Below are 20,168 nucleotides of genomic sequence, written 5' to 3' on the forward strand. Positions count from 1 at the left end.
TGCGACGCTGTTCCGCGAGGGAGGTCCTGAATGTCCGCAACGAGTTTCGCCAATGCCCGTGCCGATCTTGCCTGCGCGCTGCGTTGGGCCGCGCGCCTCGGCCTCAACGAAGGGACCTGCAATCATTTCAGCCTTCAGGTCGCCGAAGATCGCTTTTTGGTGAATCCCTGGGGCCCGCATTGGCGGGAAATGAAAGCCTCCGACCTGCTGCTGATCGACGGCACGGGCAAGGTGCTGGAAGGCGCTTGGCCGCTGGAGGAAACGGCGCTGCATATCCACACGCGCATCCATCTGCGCCATCCGCATGCGACCGCCGTGTTCCACACGCATATGCCTTACGCGACGGCGCTCTGTTCGATCGAGAACGGGCGTTTGGAACCGTGCGTGCAGACGGCGCTGAAATTCTTCGGCCGCATCGCCTATGACGACGATTACAACGGCCTGGCCTGCGACGCCGCCGAAGGCGATCGGATGGCCGCGAAGATGGACGGCAAGCCCGTGCTGTTCCTCGCCAATCACGGCGTGATCGTCACGGCGCCCGATGTCGCGCAAGCCTTCGACCGGCTTTACTACCTCGAGCGCGCGGCGCAAGCGCAAGTGCTGGCGATGTCGACCGGGCGGCCCTTGAAGCTCGTGCCGGGGCAAATCGCCGAGCGCACGGTGCGCGAAATGGATGCCGGCAACGCGGCCTATGCGCGCGTGCATTTCGCGGCGCTCGCCCGCATGCTGGCGCGCGAGGAACCCGAATATCTCGGCTAAGCCGTCTTGAATTCGCGGACCATCGCTTTGAGACGCGACGGGGCCGCGATCGTCAAACCGCCGCCTTCCTTCACCACGATGTTCTTGCGCGCAAGCTCCGAAAAAACCCGCGCCACCGTTTCGCGCGTCGTCGAAACGCGCGCGGCGATATCGCCATGCACGGGGATCGGCTTGATGACGAGCTTGCCCGAGACCGGTTTGGCGAGGCGCAGGATTTCGGCGTAGACGCGGTTATGCGCACCCAGCGTCGAGAGATCGAGAATGCGCGTCGTGGCGACGCGCACCATCGCCGCCATCCGGCGCAGCAAGGCGAGCGTGGCGGCGGGGGCGGTCACCGCGACGTCGAGAAGAACCTGGCGCGGCAGAATGGCGCAGAGCGTTTGCTCCAACGCTTCGACCGAAGCCGAACGCGGGCCGCCATCGATCGCCGCGAGTTCGCCCACGCAGCCGCCCGGCCCCATTTCGTCGAACGCCACTTCGCGGCCCGATTCCGAATGGATGACCACGCGCACCGATCCCGCCACGACGAAATACACGTCCGTCTCCGGCGCTTCGCGGTCGATGACGCTCGCCCCCTTCGGAAACTCGCGCCAGCGGCAGCGCGCTTCGATCGCGGCGCGCTGGGCGGCCGTCAACGCCGCGAACAGGTCGATTTTCGCCAGACTGCGCGCCGCACCGGTCGGACCGGATTTACCCTTCGCCATGGTGCCTTACCTTTGTTCCGGGGAAGATTGCCGCTCCACCGGGCGATGGCTATAGTCGCAAGCCGTTTATTGCGCTGCAATACCAGACGGGATTGGACCCGAAGATGAGTACGAACGACGAGCTGCACGGGCTTTACTTCGAGGATCTCCATGTCGGCCAAACCGCCGTCTATGCGCGCACGCTGACCGAGACGGATATCGTGCTGTTCGCGGGCGTGACGGGCGACAACAACCCGGTCCATATCAACGAAGTCTTCGCCAAGGAAACGCCGTTCTCGGGCCGTATCGCGCACGGCATGCTGACCGCGTCGTTCATCTCGACCGTGTTGGGCACCAAATTGCCGGGGCCGGGCGCGATCTATCTGTCGCAATCGGTGCGCTTCAAGGCGCCGGTGCGCGCCGGCGACACGCTGGTCGCGCGCGCCACGGTCAAGGAACTCGTGCCGGAAAAGCGCCGCTGCACGCTGACCACCACGATCAGCGTCGACGACAAGACGGTGGTCGAGGGCGAAGCCGTCGTCCTGGTCGCGAACAAACCCGCCGCCGGCTGAACGAACGGATCGCCATGCGCCTTTATCGCGATTGGAATTCGCTGCCGGCAGCGGCGCGTGGCGCCGTCGCCGCCATCGGCAATTTCGACGGCGTGCATCGCGGCCATGCGGCGGTGATCGGCGAAGCGGTTGCGCGCGCGCGCCAGGCCGGGCGCCCCGCCGCGATCGTGACGTTCGAGCCGCATCCGCGGCGCTTCTTCAAACCCGATCTGCCGCCGTTTCTGCTGGCGAGCCCGCATTTGAAGATCGACGCGCTGCGCGATCTGGGCGTGGATCTGTGTTTCGTGCTGCGCTTCGACAAGCGCCTGTCGTCGATGACCGCCGACGCCTTCGCGGGCGAGGTGCTGGCGAAGGGCTTGGGCCTTGCGTGCGTCGTCGCCGGCTACGATTTCGTGTTCGGCAAAGGGCGCGGCGGCAATGCCGATACGCTGATCGCCGATATGCGCGCGCATGGGGCCGACGCCGCCATCGTGCCGGCCGCGCGCGACGACAGCGGCGGGGAATTGCTCGTCTTCTCCTCCACCGCCGTGCGCGAAGCGTTGAAGGGGGGCGATCCCAAAACCGCCGCGCGCATTCTGGGCCGCAACTTCGCCATCGACGGGCGCGTGCGCAAAGGCGACCAGCGCGGCCGCACGATCGGCTTTCCCACGGCGAATATCGCGCTGGGGCCGTATATGCCGCCCAAGCTCGGCGTCTATGCCGTGCGGGTAAAAGGCGCCGCCGCAGGCCCCGTGAACGGTGTGGCCAATATCGGTATCCGGCCGACGGCGGGCGGCGATCCCGCCCCGCGCTTGGAAGCGCATTTGTTCGACTTCGCCGGCGATCTCTACGGCAAGCGCCTGATCGTCGAGCTGATCGAATTCGTGCGCGAAGAGCGCAAATTCGAGAGCTTCGACGCGCTCAAAACCCAGATCGCGCGCGACGCCGAAACGGCGCGGGCGATTTTGGCCAGCACGTGACCCAGCATCTTGTGTTTGCACCCGAAATCGGGCGCATAATGCTGGGTATGCGCGGCGGGGGAATAGGCCCGCACCGCCGGTGTTCACCGAATATGCGAAGGCCCCCACTTTGAGCGACACGAGCGACAAGGACGCGCAAGCCCGCAGCGACGCCATCGTCGCTTGCCTGCCGCGTCTGCGCCGCTATGCGCGCGCCTTGGCGGGATCGCGCGGCCAAGCCGACGATCTGGTCCACGACACGATCGCGCGTGCGCTGGATCGCTGGCATTTGTGGCGCGAAGGCGGCGATCTGCGCGCCTGGCTGTTCGCGATCATGCACAACATCAACGCGAACCAGGCGCGCAAGAAGGCGCGCTCGCCGGTGACGCTCGACTACGACGATTTGCGCGACGGCACGCAAGCCGATCAGCACGACAGATTAGCGGCGCGCGAAATCCTGGATCGCGTCGCGATGCTGGGCGAAGACCAACGCGCGGTGGTGCTGCTCGTGGGGCTGGAAGGCCTCGCTTACGAGGACGCCGCGAAAATCTTGGACGTGCCCGTGGGAACGGTCATGTCGCGTTTGTCGCGCGCCCGTGCGCGGTTACGCGAGGACGTTCCGCGCGCGCGGCTGAAGGTGATAAAATGACCGATAAGATGGAAGACAAATTGCTGCGCTATGTGGACGGGCGTTTGACCCCGGCCGAACACGCGGAGGTGGATGCCTGGCTCGCCGCCGATCCCGCCTTGGCGCAGCGCGTGCGCGCGGATCTGGCCGATATCGTCGCGTTGCGCGGCGCCACGGCCCATGTGCTGGAGGAGGAAATTCCCCAGCATCTGATCGCCGCCGCCCGCGCCCGCCCGCAAGCCAAGCGCCGCTTCCCCGTCGCGATCGCGGCCAGTGCGGCGATGCTGGCGATCGGCTTGGGGCTGGGCTTCACGCTGGCGCGCGAATTCGCCGCCCCGCCCGCCCCCGCCGCCGCCACGAACGCGGCCGATACGATCATGGCCGATATCCCGCCGCCCGCGGTCGCCGCACATCGGCTTTACGTCGCCGAAGTGCGCCACCCGGTCGAAGTCCCGGCGAGCGAGGAAGAACATCTGGTCAATTGGCTGTCGCGGCGCTTGGGCACGAAGCTGATCGTGCCGCGCCTGGATACCTATGGCTTCACGCTGGTCGGCGGGCGATTGCTGCCTGGCGGTGCAGGCCCGGCCGCGCAATTCATGTACGAAACGCGCGACGGTAAACGCCTGACTCTTTACGTGTGCAGCGAATCCGAAGCGCGCCAGACGTCGTTCCGCTTCCAGGAAACCAACGGCGTGTCGATGTTCTACTGGCAGGAAGGCAAATTCGGTTACGCGCTGCTGTCGGAATCCTCGCGCGATACGCTGTTGCCGGTCGCCAAGCGCGTCTACGCCACGCTGATCGAAGATCGCAAGGATTGACGCGAGCGGGATTGTACAATCCCCGCGCTTGATGCGAAGTTCGCGCCCGTGATGGAAACCGGCGCGCATTCAGCACAATTGCCGTTCCTGCGCGAGGCGCTCGTCTTCCTCGTCGCGGCGGGAATCATCGTGCCGGCCTTGCGCGCGTTGCGCGTGCCCGCCGCGATCGGCTTCCTTGCGGCGGGCATCGCGGTCGGGCCGTTCGGCATCGGGCGCTGGGCCGAGGCGTTTCCGCCGCTGGCGCATGCGACGATCGGCGATCCCGCGACGGTGCGCACGATCGCCGAGCTCGGCATCGTGTTCCTGATGTTCACGATCGGGCTGGAGCTTTCGTTGCGCCGCTTGTGGACGATGCGCGCGGCCGTCGCCGGCTGGGGCGGCGCGCAGATCGCGCTTTGCGGCGTCGCGATCGGCGCGGTCGCGTGGAGCTACGACAACGGCCTTGCCGCGATTCTCGCGATCGGCGTGGCACTGGCCTTTTCCTCGACCGCGATGGTGATGCACACGCTGTCCGAGCGCGGTCAGACGGGCGCGCCGATCGGCCGGTTCTGTTTCGCGATCCTGCTCGCCCAAGATCTCGCCGTCGTGCCGATACTGGTGGCGCTGGAACGCGCGGCCGGCGCACCGGGCGAGCCGTGGCTCGCGGCGGCGATTTCCTTCGCGGCGGCGGCGGGCATCGTCGCGGCCGGACGCTGGTTGCTGCGGCCGCTTTTCGCGCGCGCCGCCGCAACCCGCGCGCGCGAAGCCTTTCTGGCGATCACGCTGTTGACCGCGATGGGAGCCGCCGCAGGGACCGGCTGGGCCGGCTTATCCCCCGCTTTGGGCGCATTCCTGGCGGGCGTGATGCTGGGCGAAAGCGAGTACCGGCACGAAATCGAGATCGATATCGAGCCGATCAAAGGCCTGTTGATGGGCCTGTTCTTCATGTCGGTCGGAATCGGCATCGACTTCGCGCTGATCGCGCGTTGGCCGCTGGCGATTCCGCTGTCGGTCGCGGGGCTGATCGCGTTGAAGACCGCGATCGTGTTCGCGCTGGCGCGCGGCGCCGGATTGCCGCACGCACGCGCGCTGCATGCCGGCCTGCTGATGGGACCGGCGGGCGAATTCGCCTTCGTCGTGCTGGGAGCGGCAATTTTCGCGGGCGCGCTCGACGCCGAAATCGGCCGCTTCATGTTGCTGGTCGCGACGTTGTCCATGGCCGCCTTGCCGGCCTTGGACGCGCTGGGCCGCGCGATGCGCGCCGCACCCGCCATCGCCGACGGCCCCGCCGACGGCGCACCGGAAGGCCACACGATCGTGTTGGGATTCGGGCGCGTGGGCCGCGTCGTCGCGCGCGCGCTCGACGAACAGGAAATCGCCTGGACCGCGATCGACGCCGATCCCGCCGCGTTCGCGCGCGCCGACGCGCCCAAAGGCCGCTTGATCTTCGGCGATGCGACGCGCGCCGCGATGCTGCGCAAAGCGGGTGCCGATTCCGCCGCCGCCGTGGTCGTGACGATCGACGATGCCCACGCTGCGTCGCGCGCGGCGCGCACGGTGCGTCAATACTGGCCGAAATTGCCGGTGCTGGCCCGCGCGCGCGATACGGCGCATGCGCTGGAATTGCGCGCGTTGAACGTGGCCGATCCCGTGCCCGAAGCGATCGAATCGGGATTGGCGCTGGCCCGTCAAACGCTCGACCAATTGGGCCTGCCGCGCGAAACGGCGCTGCATCGGATCGAAACGCGCCGCGCCGCGGAATTCGCGCGCGCGCAAGCCGCACCCGATTGACAGCCGCACCCGCCCCATGCCCCACTCCGGGGCTTCGGGGGAGGAGCTAAGCCTTGGCGGATAATCGGCTTTCGGGTGCGGAAGCGTTCGTAAAGATTTTGACGGCGCATGGCGTCGATACGGTGTTCGGTCTTTGCGGCGACACGTCCTTGCCGCTTTACGACGCGCTCGCGCGCTTGGGCGGGCCCGGCGGTCACGGCATTCGCCATATCCTGACCCGCGACGAACGCTCGGCCGGTTACATGGCCGATACCTATGCGCGCGTGACCGGCAAGGTCGGCGTGTGCGAAGGCCCGTCGGGCGGCGGCGCCACCTATATTCTGCCGGCCGTCGCCGAAGCGAATGAAAGCTCGGTCGCGATGCTCGCCGTCACCACCGATATTTCGGTGTCGAGCCGGGGCAAATACACGCTGACCGAACTCGATCAAGAAGCCTTGTTCCGTCCCGTGTCGAAATGGAACAAGGTCATCGACCGCGCGGCCGATATTCCCAACATCCTGCGCCGCGCCTTCCGCGAGGCGACGACGGGCCGCCCCGGTGCGGTGCATCTGGGCTTGCCCTACGACGTGCAGAAGGACGCGCTGGACGAAGCCGATGTGCGGGGCGATGCACGCTACGGCGTATTCCCCGCCTCGCGCGTCGGGCCCGATCCCGCCGACGTCAAGAAATGCGCCGAAGCGCTCGCCAAAGCCGTGCGGCCCGTGTGCATCGTCGGCGGCGGCGTGGTGATTTCGAACGCGCATGACGAATTGGCACGCGTGGCCGAAATACTCGGCATGCCGGTCGCGACGACGATTTCGGGGCAAGGCGCCTTGCCGGATTCGCATCCGTTGAGCGTGGGCGTCGTCGGCTCGAACGGCGGCACGTTGCCCACGCGCGCGTTGGTGGAGGGCGCCGATCTCGTTTTCTTCGTCGGCTGCCGAGCGGGCTCCGTCACCACCGAACGCTGGCGCTTCCCGGCGAAGGGGACACGCATCGTCCATCTCGACATCGATCCCGGCGTGATCGGCGCCATCTATCCGACCGAAGCGGCGATGATCGGCGACGCGAAGCTCGGCCTCGCCGCGTTGGCCGGCGAACTCGCCAAACTTTCGCGCGCACCCGATCTGGGCGCGCCGGGCCGTGTGGCGCAAACGCGGCTGGAGCGCGAAGCGGCGTTCCGAGCACTTGCCCAATCGGACGATTCACCGATCAAGCCCGAGCGTTTGGTCGCGACGATGGCGAGCTTGCTGCCCGAGGACGCGGTGATCGTCGCTGATCCCGGCACGCCCTGCCCGTATTTCTCGGCCTTCTACCCCAAGCGCCGCGCCGGACGCTGGTTCGTGTCCAACCGCGCGCATGGCGCCTTGGGCTATTCGCTGCCCGCCGTTGTCGGGGCCGCGATCGGAAGGCCGCAAAGCAAATGCGTCGCCGTGATGGGCGACGGCAGTTTCGGTTTCGCCTGCGGCGAGATGGAAACCATCGCGCGCTTGAACCTGCCCGTGACGCTCGTCGTCGTGTCCAACGCCGTCTATGGCTGGATCAAGGCGGGGCAGCGTTCGGGCTATGGCGCGCGTTATTTCTCCGTCGACTTCCAGCGCACCGATCACGCGCGCGTCGCCGAAGCCTTCGGGCTGAAGGCGTGGCGCGTCGAGGATCCGGCCGCGTTGAAGCCCGCCTTGAAGGCGGCGTTCGAACATGGCGGCCCGACTTTGGTCGACGTCGTCTGCCAACCCCTCCACGAAGCAAAGGCACCGGTGAGCGAATGGGTAGCGTAAATATCACGCCGAAACGCGCGGTCGATCTGGTCGCGGCGATCGCGATGGCGAGCGGCTCGCCGGAATCCGAAGCGCGGGGCCTCGGCGAAAATCTCGTCGACGCTAATCTGACGGGCCACGACTCGCATGGCGTGTCGATGCTGCCGCTTTATATCGACATGGTGCGCGCGGGCACGATGAATGTGGGTGCCAAGCCCAAGATTGTCGCCGAAACGGCGGCGACACTCGTGGTCGAAGGCAATCGCGGCTACGGCCAGACGATCATGGCGCAGGCGACCGACATGTTGTGCGCCAAAGCCAAGAAATCGGGTGCGGCCGTTCTCGCCTTGCGCGAGACGCATCATATCGGGCGCATCGGCGCCTGGGCGGAGCGTTGCGCGGCACAAGGCCTCGCCTCGATCTTCCTGGTCGACGTCGTGGCGGTCGATGCGAAGGTCGCCCCGCATAACGGGCGCGATGCGCGGCTCGGCACCAATCCGATTTGCTTGGGCTTTCCGCGCAAGGGCAAGCCGCCGATCGTCGCCGATATGGCGACGAGCCGCGTGGCCGTGGGCAAGATCCGCGTCTCGCTCAACAAGGGCGAGCGGATCGCCGAAGGCCTGATCATCGACGCCGAAGGCAAGCCCAGCACCGATCCCGCGACGATGTTCACCGATCCGATGGGCGCGTTGCTGACCATGGCCGATCACAAAGGCTATGCGCTGTCGGTGATGATGGAGATGTTCGCGGGCGCTTTGGGCGGCGGACAGACGATCGCGACGCTGCAGCCGCATTTGAAGCGCATCGTGAATAATTGCATCGGCGTGGCGATCGATCCCGCGGCACTGGGCACCGAAGATACGATGACCGCCGAGGCCGATCGTATGGAAGCCTGGCTCAAAGCCAGCCCCAAGCGCGGCACGGACGAGGTGCTGCTGCCCGGCGAACCCGAGCTTGCCTCGCGCGGCAAACGCGCCGTCACGTTCCCGATCGACGACGGCACGTGGAAGCTGCTGGCCGACATCGCGCGCGATTACGGCATCGACGCGAAAACCTATCTCGCCTGAGCATGCGCGGCGGCACGATCTGGCTTGTCCTGGCGGGCGCGATCTTGGTCGCGGCCGGCGGGGCGAGTCTGTTCGTGACCTTCGCACCCGCACCGCCGCCGCCAAGCGCATCGCCGGCGCCGGCACCCGTCCCCGCACCGCAAGCGGCGGCACCGCAAACGGCGGCGCCTGCACCCGCGCCAGCACCGGTCGCGGCAACGCCCGCGCCGCCACCGGCACAAAGCGGCCCGCTATCGGTCGATAGCCTGCCGCCGGGTTATGCGCTCGACACGTGGCAGCGCGCGCGCGGGGCAGCGGGCAAGATCGAAAGCGTGATGCTGACGACGGAGGAGCCGCTGCCGTCGCGTGCCTTGAACGATGGCGACGTGATCGAGATTTCGGGCTGGGCGGGCGACAACGATCTGGGGGCCCGCACCGCTTTCGTCGCGATCGCGATTTGCGGGCGCGTGATCGCGACCCCCGCCGTCGACGGGCAGCGCCCGGATATCGCGCGCGGCATCCATCCCAATCTCGGCCGATCGGGCTGGCGCGCGCGCGTGGCGATCGCGCATGTGCCGCGCTGCGCCGATGCGAAGCTCGAGATCCTCGCACCCATGGGCCCGTTCCCCTTCGCGGTCCCGCTCGATGGCGCCCGCGAATTGACGCTCGCTTCCGGCGGCACGGCGCCGGCATTGCGCGGGCCCGCCGCCCCGTTGCGCCGGGCGCCGACCGCAGCACCCGAGCCGCGCCGCTTGACCGTTCAAGGGACGGGCAACATCAATCTGCGCCGTTGTGCGTCGACCGAATGTTCGGTGCTGGGGGCGTTACGCGCCGGCGTGCATCAGGCGATCGTGGTGGAGAATGCGGCCGACTGGCTGCTGGTCGCCGTCCCATCGGCGGGCGCTTCGGGTTGGATCGCCAAGCGCGTGGCGCGTTTGGATTAGAACCAGCCGCGCCGCTTGAAATAGAGATAGGGCAGAATGGCGGAGGCGAGCATCGCCACAAGCGCCACGGGATAGCCGAAATCCCAGCTCAGTTCCGGCATGTTCGCGAAATTCATGCCGTAGATCGTGCCGACCAGCGTGGGCGGCATCAACACCACCGACACGACCGAGAACAGCTTGATGATGCGGTTCTGTTCGATGTTGATCTGGCCGAGCGTGGCGTCGAGCAGGAAATTGACTTTGCGCGCGTCGTAATCGGCGTGTTCCATCAGCGACACCACGTCGCGCGCCATCGACTTCAAACGCTGCTTGAACTCGCGCGCTTGTTTCTTGCCGTCGGCTTCCAGCGCCGTCGTCAGGAAACTCGACAGGCGTTGCAAGCCCAGCATGCTTTCGCGCGCGGTGGAGCACAGATCGTCGAGCCGGCCCAGATCGCGCAACACTTGCTGCAGATCGCGCTCCTGCTCCACCTGGCGCGCGGGCTTGGTCGCGTCGTGGAAGATCGCGCGGCTGATCGCGTCGAGATCCAGACCGATCCGCTCCAGCACGTCGGCCAAGCGGTCGACGAAAGCTTCGATGAGGCCGAGCAGCACGTCGCCGCCCGACGGATGGCCGCCCGCACGCACCAGTTTCTGCGCGAACAGGTGCAACGGCCGCGGATCGTTGTAGCGCAACGTGACCAGCGACTGCTTGGCCAGCACGAAGGTGAAGGCGTCGGCGACCGGCTGCTTCTCGTCGGCGCGCGCCAGCACGGTGACGGTCATGAAAATGGCGCCGTTCTCGACGTAGTAGCGCGCCGACGGTTCGATCTCGCGCATTTCCTCGTGCGTGGGCAGCGCCAAGCCATAGGCGGCGTCGACGCGCGCGCGCTCGTCCGGCGTGGGCTGGAACAGATCGATCCAGACGGCGCCGTCGGGCAAGCTGTCGCCCGGGGCGATCTCGCGGCGCTCCAAACCCATGCCGACAGCGACGAAAGCGACGATCATGCGGATTCCACTTCTCTGAGGCGCCTCGTGCCACAGAGACGGTGACCGGATCAACCGCGCGCGCGGTAACGGGAAGTTTTCTCGAAATTCGGACTTACCCACAACCTATTGTGGGGAGGTGCTTGACGGTCATACCCATGGTGCTTCACAATATGTTGTAGGGGATATGGAGTTATCCACAAACTCTAGATGCCCCGAAAAACCTTAGTGAAACCAAGGGGATGGCGCGATGGATTGGACTCCCGAACAGATTTCGGAGTTGACCCGTCTGTGGGGCGAAGGCCTGACGACGGCCGAAATCGGCAAGCGCTTGGGCATCTCCAAGAACGCGGTGGTCGGCAAGGCGCATCGCCTGCACCTGCCCGCGCGCCCCTCGCCGATCAAGCGCACGGGCCCGCGCCCGCAGGTCTTCCGCCAGACGGCGACGGTCCGTCCATCCGCACCGCGTATCGCGGCGCCCCGCCCCGCCCCGGCGGCGCAAGCCCCGACCTCGGCCCAGGCGCTGCGCGCTTTGGCCAACCAGCCTTCCGCCAAGCGCCTGCCGATGATGGCGCTGAACTCGTCGACCTGCCGCTGGCCGATCGGCGATCCCGGCGACGCGGAATTCCATTTCTGCGGCGAGAAGGCCGAAGACGGCAAACCCTATTGCACGGCGCACGCGTCGATCGCCTATGTGAAGGTGAAGCCGCGCACCGTTGCCGCTTGATATCCGATCGAAGTTCGGATTGATTTGAACGGGGCGTCCTTCGGGGCGCCCCGTTTCGCGTCGGAGGGGACGTGTCCGAAGGGCTCGAGAACGGAATCGCGATCGCCAAAGGCGGCGAAACGCATCTGCTGCGTCTGGAATTCGCCAACCGCCACGGTTTGATCGCGGGCGCCACGGGGACGGGCAAGACCGTGACGTTGCGCGCGATGGCCGAAGGTCTGAGCGCGCAAGGCGTGCCGGTCTTCGTCGCCGACGTGAAAGGCGATTTGTCGGGCCTCGCCAAGCAAGGCGCCGAGAACCCCAAATTCCGCGCGCGCGCCGCCGAACTCGGCGTGCCCGATTTCGATTTCGCCGCGCCGCCCGTGCTGTTCTGGGACGTGTTCGGCGAAAACGGCCATCCGCTGCGCGCGACGATTTCCGAAATGGGGCCTTTGCTTCTGGCTCGCCTGCTGGAACTCAACGACACGCAAGCGGGCGTGCTGCAGCTCGTGTTCAATGTCGCGGACGACGAAGGCCTGCTGCTGCTCGATCTTAAAGATCTGCGCGCGCTGCTGACGCATGTGGCGGAGAACGCCGCCGAATATCGCGAGCGTTACGGCAATGTCGCGTCGGCCTCGGTCGGCGCCATTCAGCGCGGGCTGCTGGCGCTGGAAGCCCAAGGGGCGGACAAATTCTTCGGCGAGCCCGAGCTCGACCTTCAACATTTGATGGGCGTGCTGCCCGACGGGCGCGGCATCGTCTCGGTGCTGGCGGCCGAAGTGCTGTATCAACGGCCCAAGCTCTACGCGACGTTCCTGCTGTGGCTGCTGTCGGAATTATTCGAACGCTTGCCCGAAGCGGGCGACGTGGCGAAGCCCAAGCTCGTCTTCTTCTTCGACGAAGCGCATCTGCTGTTCACCGACGCGCCCAAAGCGTTGGTGGAAAAGGTCGAGCAGGTCGTGCGCTTGATCCGCTCGAAGGGTGTGGGCGTCTATTTCGTGACGCAAAACCCGCTCGACATTCCCGACGCGGTGCTGGGCCAGCTCGGCAATCGCGTGCAGCACGCGCTGCGCGCCTTCACGCCGCGCGATCAGAAGGCGGTGAAGGCGGCAGCACAGACCTTCCGTGCACGGCCGGGGCTCAATACCGAAGCGGCGATTCTCGAACTCGCCGTCGGCGAAGCGCTCGTCTCCTTCCTCGACGCGAAGGGCACGCCCGTGCCCGTGGAGCGCGCGCGCATTGTGCCGCCGCGCACGCGATTGGGCCCGGTCGATGCCGGGGAGCGTTTGGGCCTGATCAACAACTCGCCGCTCTACGGCGTCTACGACGAAGCCGTCGATCGCGAGAGCGCCTACGAGAAACTGCAAGCCGCCAAGCCCAAGAAAGGCAGCGGCATCGCCGATGCGATTTTCGGCGGCACGACGCGCCCGGCACCCCGTGGCCGCGCGCAGCCCAAATCCTTCGGCGAACAAGTCGCGACGTCCGTCGCACGCTCGGTCGCGTCGTCGATCGGCCGGCAGATCGGCACGCGCATCGTGCGCGGCATTCTGGGGTCGATCCTCAAATGAGAATTCTGGTCGCGGTCTTTCTGCTGTTGGGATTCGGCGTGGCGAACGCGCAAACGTCGTCGCGCATCACGCCCGACACGGCGAATGTCGCCTGCATCGGCAAGGCCGACACGCCGCAATGCGCGACCGCGACCTTCTTCGCCTGCGCCGTGCGGCGCATGCCGGAGATTTGCGCCGTCGTGGGATTGGCCGAGCCGCCGCGATTGTTCGATACGCCGGTCGCGGTCGAATTTCTGTTCGATCGCGCGTCGATCATTCGCGAGCGCGACGTGACCGAAGATCTGCAACATTTCGCCTGGTTCAAGGCGGGCAACACGCTGGTCGAGGCGCAAGTGCGCCGCTGCGCGCCCGAAACGGCGGATTGTTCGGCCGAAGACTGGGCCGATTGGCAGGTCTATTTGGCGCCGATCGAGGGCGGAAAATTCCAAGTCGTCGGCTGGCGCGGCGACAACGAAGCCGAAGGCCCGACCGAAATTCCCGACGCTTTCCAGCCGGCGCAGGCCCCCGAGTCCGCCCAATAAGCCTTTGGAAATCCGGCGGCTTCTGCCATTATGTTGCCGCAATGTCACAGAGGACAGCCACCATCGTGACGCCGGCGAATAAGCCCCGTTCCCCATCGTTATCCCTGTGTCCGTCGTGAACGAGGACACGCTGCGCCAGGTGCGCGAGGAGATGGTCGCGTTGCTGCCGCGCTTGCGGCGCTTCGCGCGCGGTCTGGCCGGCGTGCCCGATCAGGCGGACGATCTGGTGCAGGCGGCGTGCGAACGCGCGCTGACCCGCATCGACCAGTGGCAGCCGGGAACCCGGTTGGACAGCTGGATGTTCCGTATCGTCCAGACGATCTGGCTGGACGAGCGGCGCGCCGTCAAGGTTCGCACCGGCGAAGGCCGGATCGACGCCGAGATGGCCGAAGACGAACTCGCCTTCGACGGCGGGCGCGGGCTCGAGGCGCATATGACCTACGAGGCCGTGCGCGCGGCGATGGCGACGCTACCGGAAGACCAGCGCGCCGTGCTCGTGCTCGTGTGCGTCGAAGGCCAAAGCTACAAGGAAGCGGCGGCCGCGCTGGATATTCCGATCGGCACGGTGATGAGCCGTCTGGCGCGCGCGCGCGCCGGGCTCGTCAAACGGCTGGGCGAAAGCGGGGAAAGCCTCGCTTCACCCGCCGAATAGAGGGACGAAGAAGGATGAGCCGCGACTTCGACGCCGAATTGGCCATGCGCTACGCCGACGGGATGACCGACGCGGCGGAGACGGCGCGTGTCGAAGCCGAACTCGGCGCCAATCCCGAGCTCGCGGAATTCGTGCGCGCGATGCGCGCTTCCGCGTCGCTCGCGCGCGGCGCCATGAACGAAGTGCTGCACGAACCCGTCCCGCAGCGTTTGCTCGACGCGGTGATGGCGGCCCCCAAGATCGACGACGAAACCCTGGTCGCGTGGTGCGACGGGGAGCTCGATGCCGCGTCGTCTTCGCGCGTGGCCGCCGCGGTCGCGAAGAGTCCCAAACTTGCCGCGCGTGCGGCCGCCTTCCGCCGCGCCGGCGAAATGGCGCGCGGTGCTTATGCCGGCGTGCTGAACGAACCCGTCCCCGATCGCCTGATCGCCGCCGTGCGCGAAGCAGCACCGGTCTCCAACGTCGTCGCCTTCGCGCCGCGCAAGGAATCCGGGGCGCGCGTGTCGCGCGGCGCGTTGGGCTGGGCGGTGGCGGCGTCGATCCTGGTGGTCGCGATGCTGGGCGCCGGCGGTCTCGTCACCGGCCGGATCCAGCCGCCGACGGGTTTGCAGCTCGTCTCGGCCGACACCGATCGCTGGCTCGACAATGTCGCGGGCAATTACGATCTCTACGCCGGCACCAAGGAACGCGAAGGCCGCTTGCTGGTCGATTTCACCGCCGAAGACGTGCCCCAGCTCGCCAAGCGTTTCGGCGCCAATCTCAACCGCAATCTCGCGATTCCCGATCTGGCGCCGCAGGGCTTCGAGCTGCAAGGCGGGCGCATGGTCGTGATCGGCGGCCGGCCCGGCGCGCAGCTTCTCTATTCCAACGCGGCGGGCGAACTGGTCACGCTGTCGATCTCGTTCTCGCGCAGCAAGGATCGCGAAGCGCGTACCGACCAGCGCGGCGACGTGAATCTCATTCACTGGCACCGCAACGGCTATGGCTACGCCTTCGCGGGCCGCGTCGAGCCCGCCCGGTTGAAGGCCTTGGCCGACCAGGCGGGCAACGAACTCGCGGCGATCTAAAAACGCTTTTTAGCGCTTCGGCGGACGGCCACGGCGCGGACGCGCGTGGATGGCGCTGGTTTCGTCCGTGCGCGCCAAAGCGCGCATCGTATTGACCATCTGCTGGCGCAGCTTGCGATCGGTGATGTCGTAATACGCGCGCACCAACTCGATCGTTTCGCGCTTGGCCATCGGGTCGAGGCCGTAGATCGGCGTCGGGCCTTCGGCCACGCCCTGCAGATGCTTGCGCCCGAAGCTCGACACGTCCGACGGCATTTCCTCGAAGAAGTAGCTCACCGGCACGTCGAGCACGCGCGCGCATTCGAAAATACGCGACGCCGACAGGCGATTCGTGCCGCGCTCGTTCTTCTGCAATTGCTGGAACGTGATGCCGATCAAACGGCCGAGTTCCTGCTGGCTCATGCCCAGCAGCGTGCGCCGTTCGCGCAGACGCTTGCCGACATGGATGTCGATCGGATTCGGCCCCGGCGACGCGCGGCCGCGGCGGCCGCGCAGACGCAGCGGCTTTTCGGCGGTACGCGCGGCGGCGTTTCGGGAAGCACGGGCCATAACGAATTTCTCCTGTAGATCGTGGGCCCGACGATGGGCGCCGTAAAGTTTAAGGTTGTCGATTTAACGTTAACGACACGATGAATTCGGGTCACACCAATGTAGTACCGTGCCGCACCGCCCGGCAACAGAAATAGATTGTTTCCATACGTATCGCGAGTTGCCTCGCGATCCGGGAAACACCGCGCTAAACTGCAACCGCCATGAAAATTTTCGGATTCGGTAAGAGAAGCGGCGGCGACTGGCGCGCATTCCTGGATGCCGCACCGGTGGGTTTGTTCGAAACGGTCGCCGACGGAAAATTCACCTACGCGAACGCGCGATTCGCGGAGATGCTCGGCCGTCCGCGCGTCGAAATCCTCGGTGGATTGCGATTGGCGGATATTCTCGACGATCCGCCGGCGAATGGCGGACCCGGCGCCGTGTTCGCGGAGCCGGAACGGCTGTCGGGCGAAACAAGGTTGCGCCGATTGTCCGGCCCGCCGGTCCTGGTATCGATCGAATTGACGCGCGAACGCGATATTTTGCGGGGCGTCGTGCGCGATGCGGGCCGCGAGCGCGAGATGGCGGCGGCGTTGCAGCGCGGGGAACGCACGTTCCGGCGCTTCTTCGACAATGCGCCCGTGGGTATCGCCTTGATCGATTCTCATGGCCGCCTGACCGAAACGAATGCGTCGTTCCGTCGCCTTGCGGGCGTCGAACGCGAAGACGCGATCGGGCGCAGCCTCGGCGAATTCGTCGCCGCCGAGGACCGCAACAATCTGATCGACCGCATCCGCACCCTCGCCGCGAATTCCGCCGGACGCGACGCGCCGGACCGGATCGTGCTGCGCCTCGCCACCCGCGCGGGCAAGGAAATCGACGTCGCGATCTTCGCCCGGCCGCTCGACGAAACGGCGGGCCCGGACGGTGCGATCATCGTCCATCTTCTGGATATGACCGAACAGAAGCGGCTGGAAACGCAATTCGCCCAGTCGCAGAAGATGCAGGCGGTCGGTCAGCTCGCCGGCGGCGTGGCGCATGATTTCAACAATCTTCTGACCGCGATGATCGGCTTCTGCGACCTGCTTTTGCTGCGCCACCAACCGGGCGATTCGTCCTTCGCCGACATCATGCAAATTCGCCAAAATGCGAACCGCGCGGCGAACCTCGTGCGCCAGCTTTTGGCCTTCTCGCGCCAACAAACATTGCAACCCAAGGTCCTGGACGTTACCGAGGTATTGACCGAACTTTCGCATCTGCTGCGCCGGCTGATCGGTGCGGCGATCGAATTGAAGGTCGTGCACGCGCGCGACCCGTGGCTGCTGCGCGTCGACCAAGGTCAGCTCGAACAGGTCATCATCAATTTGGCGGTCAACGCGCGCGACGCGATGGGCAAGGGCGGCGTCTTGACGATCCGCACGTCGAACGCGGCGCGCTTGGCGCCCGAGCGCCACGGCGACGAGGAGATTCCCGCCGGCGACTATGTGCGCATCGACGTGGAGGATACCGGGACCGGCATCGCCGCCGATATTCTGAGCCGCATTTTCGAGCCGTTCTTCTCGACCAAGGCCGTGGGTTCGGGCACGGGATTGGGCCTTTCCACCGTCTACGGCATCGTGCGCCAGACCGGCGGCTTCGTGCTGGTCGATTCGACCGTCGGCAAGGGCTCGACCTTCACGCTGCTGCTGCCGCGATTCGTCGGCCCGGCGCCCGGCGAGGCGGATAGCGCCGTGCAAGCCCGCCGCCGCGACCTAACGGGTGCGGGCACCGTGCTGCTGGTCGAGGACGAGGATGCGGTGCGCCTGTTTGGTGCACGCGCCTTGCGCAACAAAGGCTACAAGGTCGTCGAGGCGAAGACCGGCGACGCGGCGCTGGATATCGTGCGCGAGATGGGCGTGGAGATCGATCTGATGATCACCGACGTCGTCATGCCGCAGATGGACGGCACGACGCTGATCCGCGAAGCGCGCAAACTATTTCCCGAAATGAAGATCGTCTGCATCTCGGGCTATGCCGAGGAACAATTCCGCCAGAATCTCGAAGGCTTCGAGAACGTGCATTTCCTGCCGAAGCCGTTCAGCCTCGACCAGCTCGCCGCCAAGGCGAAGGAAGCGATGCGCCCGCCGACTTAGATTTCCGGCACGCGCACCCAGAAGCGGAAGACCGAGCCCACGCCCGGCGCGCTTTCGGCGGAAATGCCGCCGCCCATCGCCTCGGTCAAACGCTTGCAGATCGCAAGCCCCAGCCCCGTGCCGCCGCGTTTGCGCGTGCTCGACGCATCGGCTTGGAAGAACGGCGAGAACAGCTGCTTGAGCGTGGCGTCGTCCATGCCGATGCCGGTATCGGCGACCGCGACGGTCAACCGCCAAAACCCGTCGGCTTCGCGGGCACCCGTCAGCGTCACCGACACGCCGCCGCGATCGGTGAATTTGATCGCGTTGCCGATCAGATTGACCACGATCTGGCGCAAACGTCCGCTATCGCCCGCGACGCGCACGGGCATATCTTCGCCGCGATCGAATTCCAGCGTCAGCCCGCGCGCTTGCGCGCGCGCGCGCTGGCTTTCGACGGCGGCGGCGAGCGTTACGCACGGATCGAAGCCCGCTTGGCTCAAGCCCAGCTTGCCCGCGTCGAGCTTCGCGAGATCGAGCAGATCGTCGACGATGGCGATCAGCGATTCGGCCGAGCCGCGCGCGATCTGCGCCCAGCGCTGCTGTTGGGGATCGAGCGGCGAATCCTCGATCAAATCCAGCGTGCCGACGACGCCGTTGAGCGGCGTGCGCAATTCGTGGCTGATCATCGCGAGGAAATCGGATTTGGCGCGGTTCGCCGCCTCCGCCGCCAAACGCGCGCGCTCGACCTCGGTCATGTCCTGCACGGTCGCGAACAGGCGCGTCGCCAGGCCCATCGCGTCGCGCTCGATGCGGAATTCCTCGCGCACATGGCGCAGCGTGCCGTCGTCGCGCACGACGCGATAGACATGGCTGCCGCGCGTGCCCGGAAACGCGACGAGATCGATCAGCGTGTCGCGATCGGCCGGATAAACGCGTTCGCGCCACGTGCGATAGCGCGCGGGCGCATCGAGCGACACGCCCCAGATCGCGCGCGCGCGCGGCGACCAGATATGCGTGCGCGCCTCAAGGTCGACCGACCACCAGCCGAGTTCGGCGACGTCGAGCGCCAAAGCGAGATTGGCCTCCGCCGATTTAAGTGCGGTCACATCGACGACGGTGCCGACGCGCAGGTTTTCGGCCTCGGTTTGCCCGACCTCGCGATACCAGCGATAGACGCCGCGGTCGTTGCGCCCGCGATAGACGATGTCCATGCGCCGGCCTTCGCGCAGATCGCGATGCGCGGAAAGATAGGCGCGGCGGTCGTCGGGATGCAGGCGGCGCGACAAGGCGAGGAACCCGGCGCGCGCGAATTCTTCCGGGTCGAGTCCCCAAACGCGCGGCAGATTGGGCGAGTAGCGCATCGAATCGGCCGCGATGTCCCATTCCCAGGTCGCGGCACCCGAGATCTCGAGCGCATGCTCAAGCAGCTGCGCTTTCATCGCTCGATCGTGAGGCTGGCTTCCGCCGTTCACGCAGTGCGGCTCCCGTCCGGCAAAATTGCGGGCTCCCGAGTCTAACAGCGCGCGACGCCATACGGGAGTTGTCCGATCCCGCGCATAGACCGAAATTCTTGCGGTTTTTGCAGCCGGGTAGCGGCTAACGTTTCGAACGCAGCCGGGGCGGCCCGAAATTATGCGGATCGAGGGCCGCTTCGGGCGGACCGCCGGCCGCCACGGGGCGCGGCGGATATTTGCCCATGCTGAGCACGCGGTCGTACATCACGAGCCCGCCGGCGAGCGCCACGTTGACGCAGAACTTGGTCGGGATCTTGATCACGTATTCGCACAGCTTCGTCGCTTCGGGCGACAGCGAGCCGCGCTCCGGCCCCAGGATATAGGCCGCCGCGCGCGGATGGCGGAAGCTCGGCAGTTCGATCGCGTCCGGCGTCAATTCGATGCCGACCAACGTGCAGCCAATCGGCAAGCGCAGATCGTCGAGCGTGGGCCAATCGTAGATCGGCACGCTGTCGGCGGCGTCCGACGTATCGGCCTGGTTGGCGACGCGGCGGTCGAACACGGACGCGACCGTGAACACGAACGACGCGCCGAACGCGTGCGCGGTGCGCGTCAGCGCCCCGAGATTCATGGGTTTGGAGATGCCCTCCACCCCGATTCCGAAATAGCCCTTCATGATGGGGCGCAACTTGCCTC

The 20,168-nt window shown here is 66.6% G+C and carries 20 protein-coding genes; 15 read left to right on the plus strand and 5 right to left on the minus strand.

Annotation, left to right across the window (positions count from 1 at the left end; all coding sequences use genetic code 11):
- Nucleotides 1–30 precede the first annotated feature (30 nt).
- On the plus strand, nt 31–759 hold the full coding sequence (locus tag J0H39_01355) for an aldolase (protein ID MBN9495373.1): 729 nt from the start codon (nt 31–33) through the stop codon (nt 757–759).
- Here J0H39_01355 and J0H39_01360 read toward each other — a convergent pair.
- The gene (locus J0H39_01360; protein ID MBN9495374.1) at nt 756–1,463 is read right to left on the minus strand and encodes a Crp/Fnr family transcriptional regulator; all 708 of its coding nucleotides are present in this window, start codon (nt 1,461–1,463) and stop codon (nt 756–758) included. The genes J0H39_01355 and J0H39_01360 overlap by 4 nt on opposite strands.
- Nucleotides 1,464–1,567: 104 nt before the next feature.
- Between J0H39_01360 and J0H39_01365 the strand changes: the two genes are divergently transcribed.
- From J0H39_01365 to J0H39_01400, 8 genes are all read left to right on the plus strand, one after another.
- A complete protein-coding gene (locus J0H39_01365) occupies nt 1,568–2,014 on the plus strand; it encodes a MaoC family dehydratase (GenBank protein ID MBN9495375.1) in 447 nt (148 codons plus the stop codon).
- A 14-nt stretch (nt 2,015–2,028) separates the two neighbouring features.
- Entirely contained in the window at nt 2,029–2,973 is a 945-nt protein-coding gene (locus J0H39_01370) for a bifunctional riboflavin kinase/FAD synthetase (GenBank protein MBN9495376.1), read from the plus strand.
- A gap of 109 nt (nt 2,974–3,082) precedes the next feature.
- The gene (locus J0H39_01375; protein ID MBN9495377.1) at nt 3,083–3,601 is read left to right on the plus strand and encodes a sigma-70 family RNA polymerase sigma factor; all 519 of its coding nucleotides are present in this window, start codon (nt 3,083–3,085) and stop codon (nt 3,599–3,601) included.
- Nucleotides 3,598–4,398: an anti-sigma factor gene (locus tag J0H39_01380; protein ID MBN9495378.1), complete on the plus strand. Its 801-nt coding sequence runs from the start codon at nt 3,598–3,600 to the stop codon at nt 4,396–4,398. The genes J0H39_01375 and J0H39_01380 overlap by 4 nt, the downstream gene beginning before the upstream one ends.
- Before the next feature lie 48 nt (nt 4,399–4,446).
- Nucleotides 4,447–6,168, plus strand: a complete 1,722-nt coding sequence (locus J0H39_01385; GenBank protein MBN9495379.1) for a cation:proton antiporter — start codon at nt 4,447–4,449, stop codon at nt 6,166–6,168.
- Between the two features lie 53 nt (nt 6,169–6,221).
- Nucleotides 6,222–7,925, plus strand: coding sequence for a thiamine pyrophosphate-binding protein (locus tag J0H39_01390; protein ID MBN9495380.1), 1,704 nt, complete (start codon nt 6,222–6,224; stop codon nt 7,923–7,925).
- Complete coding sequence (locus tag J0H39_01395) at nt 7,913–8,971, plus strand: malate/lactate/ureidoglycolate dehydrogenase (GenBank protein MBN9495381.1); 1,059 nt, start codon at nt 7,913–7,915, stop codon at nt 8,969–8,971. The genes J0H39_01390 and J0H39_01395 overlap by 13 nt, the downstream gene beginning before the upstream one ends.
- A 2-nt stretch (nt 8,972–8,973) precedes the next feature.
- Nucleotides 8,974–9,894, plus strand: a complete 921-nt coding sequence (locus tag J0H39_01400; GenBank protein MBN9495382.1) for a hypothetical protein — start codon at nt 8,974–8,976, stop codon at nt 9,892–9,894.
- Here the strand turns inward: J0H39_01400 and J0H39_01405 are convergent.
- Nucleotides 9,891–10,880, minus strand: a complete 990-nt coding sequence (locus tag J0H39_01405) for a magnesium transporter CorA family protein (GenBank protein ID MBN9495383.1) — start codon at nt 10,878–10,880, stop codon at nt 9,891–9,893. The genes J0H39_01400 and J0H39_01405 overlap by 4 nt on opposite strands.
- Nucleotides 10,881–11,109: 229 nt before the next feature.
- Here J0H39_01405 and J0H39_01410 point away from each other — a divergent pair, with 229 nt between their 5' ends.
- From J0H39_01410 to J0H39_01430, 5 genes are all read left to right on the plus strand, one after another.
- The gene (locus J0H39_01410; protein ID MBN9495384.1) at nt 11,110–11,586 is read left to right on the plus strand and encodes a GcrA cell cycle regulator; all 477 of its coding nucleotides are present in this window, start codon (nt 11,110–11,112) and stop codon (nt 11,584–11,586) included.
- 95 nt (nt 11,587–11,681) lie between these two features.
- A complete protein-coding gene (locus J0H39_01415; GenBank protein MBN9495385.1) occupies nt 11,682–13,133 on the plus strand; it encodes a DUF853 family protein in 1,452 nt (483 codons plus the stop codon).
- On the plus strand, nt 13,130–13,654 hold the full coding sequence (locus J0H39_01420) for a hypothetical protein (protein MBN9495386.1): 525 nt from the start codon (nt 13,130–13,132) through the stop codon (nt 13,652–13,654). The genes J0H39_01415 and J0H39_01420 overlap by 4 nt, the downstream gene beginning before the upstream one ends.
- Before the next feature lie 151 nt (nt 13,655–13,805).
- Nucleotides 13,806–14,306 carry an RNA polymerase sigma factor gene (locus J0H39_01425; GenBank protein ID MBN9495387.1) on the plus strand — a complete coding sequence of 167 codons (501 nt, stop codon included), beginning with the start codon at nt 13,806–13,808 and terminating at the stop codon, nt 14,304–14,306.
- A 14-nt stretch (nt 14,307–14,320) separates the two neighbouring features.
- Nucleotides 14,321–15,373: a hypothetical protein gene (locus tag J0H39_01430; protein ID MBN9495388.1), complete on the plus strand. Its 1,053-nt coding sequence runs from the start codon at nt 14,321–14,323 to the stop codon at nt 15,371–15,373.
- A 9-nt stretch (nt 15,374–15,382) separates the two neighbouring features.
- Here J0H39_01430 and J0H39_01435 read toward each other — a convergent pair whose 3' ends face one another.
- Complete coding sequence (locus tag J0H39_01435) at nt 15,383–15,922, minus strand: helix-turn-helix transcriptional regulator (protein MBN9495389.1); 540 nt, start codon at nt 15,920–15,922, stop codon at nt 15,383–15,385.
- A 203-nt stretch (nt 15,923–16,125) separates the two neighbouring features.
- Here J0H39_01435 and J0H39_01440 point away from each other — a divergent pair, with 203 nt between their 5' ends.
- Nucleotides 16,126–18,036, plus strand: coding sequence for a PAS domain S-box protein (locus J0H39_01440; GenBank protein MBN9495390.1), 1,911 nt, complete (start codon nt 16,126–16,128; stop codon nt 18,034–18,036).
- On the opposite strand, the gene J0H39_01445 is transcribed toward J0H39_01440, so the two are convergent.
- Together J0H39_01445 and J0H39_01450 are read right to left on the minus strand one after the other, a co-directional pair.
- A complete protein-coding gene (locus J0H39_01445; GenBank protein MBN9495391.1) occupies nt 18,033–19,457 on the minus strand; it encodes a PAS domain-containing protein in 1,425 nt (474 codons plus the stop codon). The two genes, J0H39_01440 and J0H39_01445, sit on opposite strands and share 4 nt — an antisense overlap.
- A gap of 157 nt (nt 19,458–19,614) precedes the next feature.
- Nucleotides 19,615–20,148 carry an RNA methyltransferase gene (locus J0H39_01450; protein MBN9495392.1) on the minus strand — a complete coding sequence of 178 codons (534 nt, stop codon included), beginning with the start codon at nt 20,146–20,148 and terminating at the stop codon, nt 19,615–19,617.
- Nucleotides 20,149–20,168 lie beyond the last annotated feature (20 nt).

Source organism: Alphaproteobacteria bacterium, assembly GCA_017308135.1.
In the GTDB taxonomy this organism is placed as follows: domain Bacteria; phylum Pseudomonadota; class Alphaproteobacteria; order CACIAM-22H2; family CACIAM-22H2; genus Tagaea.

Coding starts and splice junctions, on each gene's coding strand:
- J0H39_01440 (MBN9495390.1), top strand. CDS start 16,126: ATGAAAATTTTCGGATTCGGTAAGAGAAGCGGCGGCGACTGGCGCGCA.
- J0H39_01370 (MBN9495376.1), top strand. CDS start 2,029: ATGCGCCTTTATCGCGATTGGAATTCGCTGCCGGCAGCGGCGCGTGGC.
- J0H39_01405 (MBN9495383.1), bottom strand. CDS start 10,880: ATGATCGTCGCTTTCGTCGCTGTCGGCATGGGTTTGGAGCGCCGCGAG.
- J0H39_01410 (MBN9495384.1), top strand. CDS start 11,110: ATGGATTGGACTCCCGAACAGATTTCGGAGTTGACCCGTCTGTGGGGC.
- J0H39_01355 (MBN9495373.1), top strand. CDS start 31: ATGTCCGCAACGAGTTTCGCCAATGCCCGTGCCGATCTTGCCTGCGCG.
- J0H39_01435 (MBN9495389.1), bottom strand. CDS start 15,922: ATGGCCCGTGCTTCCCGAAACGCCGCCGCGCGTACCGCCGAAAAGCCG.
- J0H39_01380 (MBN9495378.1), top strand. CDS start 3,598: ATGACCGATAAGATGGAAGACAAATTGCTGCGCTATGTGGACGGGCGT.
- J0H39_01420 (MBN9495386.1), top strand. CDS start 13,130: ATGAGAATTCTGGTCGCGGTCTTTCTGCTGTTGGGATTCGGCGTGGCG.
- J0H39_01450 (MBN9495392.1), bottom strand. CDS start 20,148: ATGAAGGGCTATTTCGGAATCGGGGTGGAGGGCATCTCCAAACCCATG.
- J0H39_01425 (MBN9495387.1), top strand. CDS start 13,806: ATGGTCGCGTTGCTGCCGCGCTTGCGGCGCTTCGCGCGCGGTCTGGCC.
- J0H39_01365 (MBN9495375.1), top strand. CDS start 1,568: ATGAGTACGAACGACGAGCTGCACGGGCTTTACTTCGAGGATCTCCAT.
- J0H39_01395 (MBN9495381.1), top strand. CDS start 7,913: ATGGGTAGCGTAAATATCACGCCGAAACGCGCGGTCGATCTGGTCGCG.
- J0H39_01430 (MBN9495388.1), top strand. CDS start 14,321: ATGAGCCGCGACTTCGACGCCGAATTGGCCATGCGCTACGCCGACGGG.
- J0H39_01360 (MBN9495374.1), bottom strand. CDS start 1,463: ATGGCGAAGGGTAAATCCGGTCCGACCGGTGCGGCGCGCAGTCTGGCG.
- J0H39_01445 (MBN9495391.1), bottom strand. CDS start 19,457: ATGAAAGCGCAGCTGCTTGAGCATGCGCTCGAGATCTCGGGTGCCGCG.
- J0H39_01400 (MBN9495382.1), top strand. CDS start 8,974: ATGCGCGGCGGCACGATCTGGCTTGTCCTGGCGGGCGCGATCTTGGTC.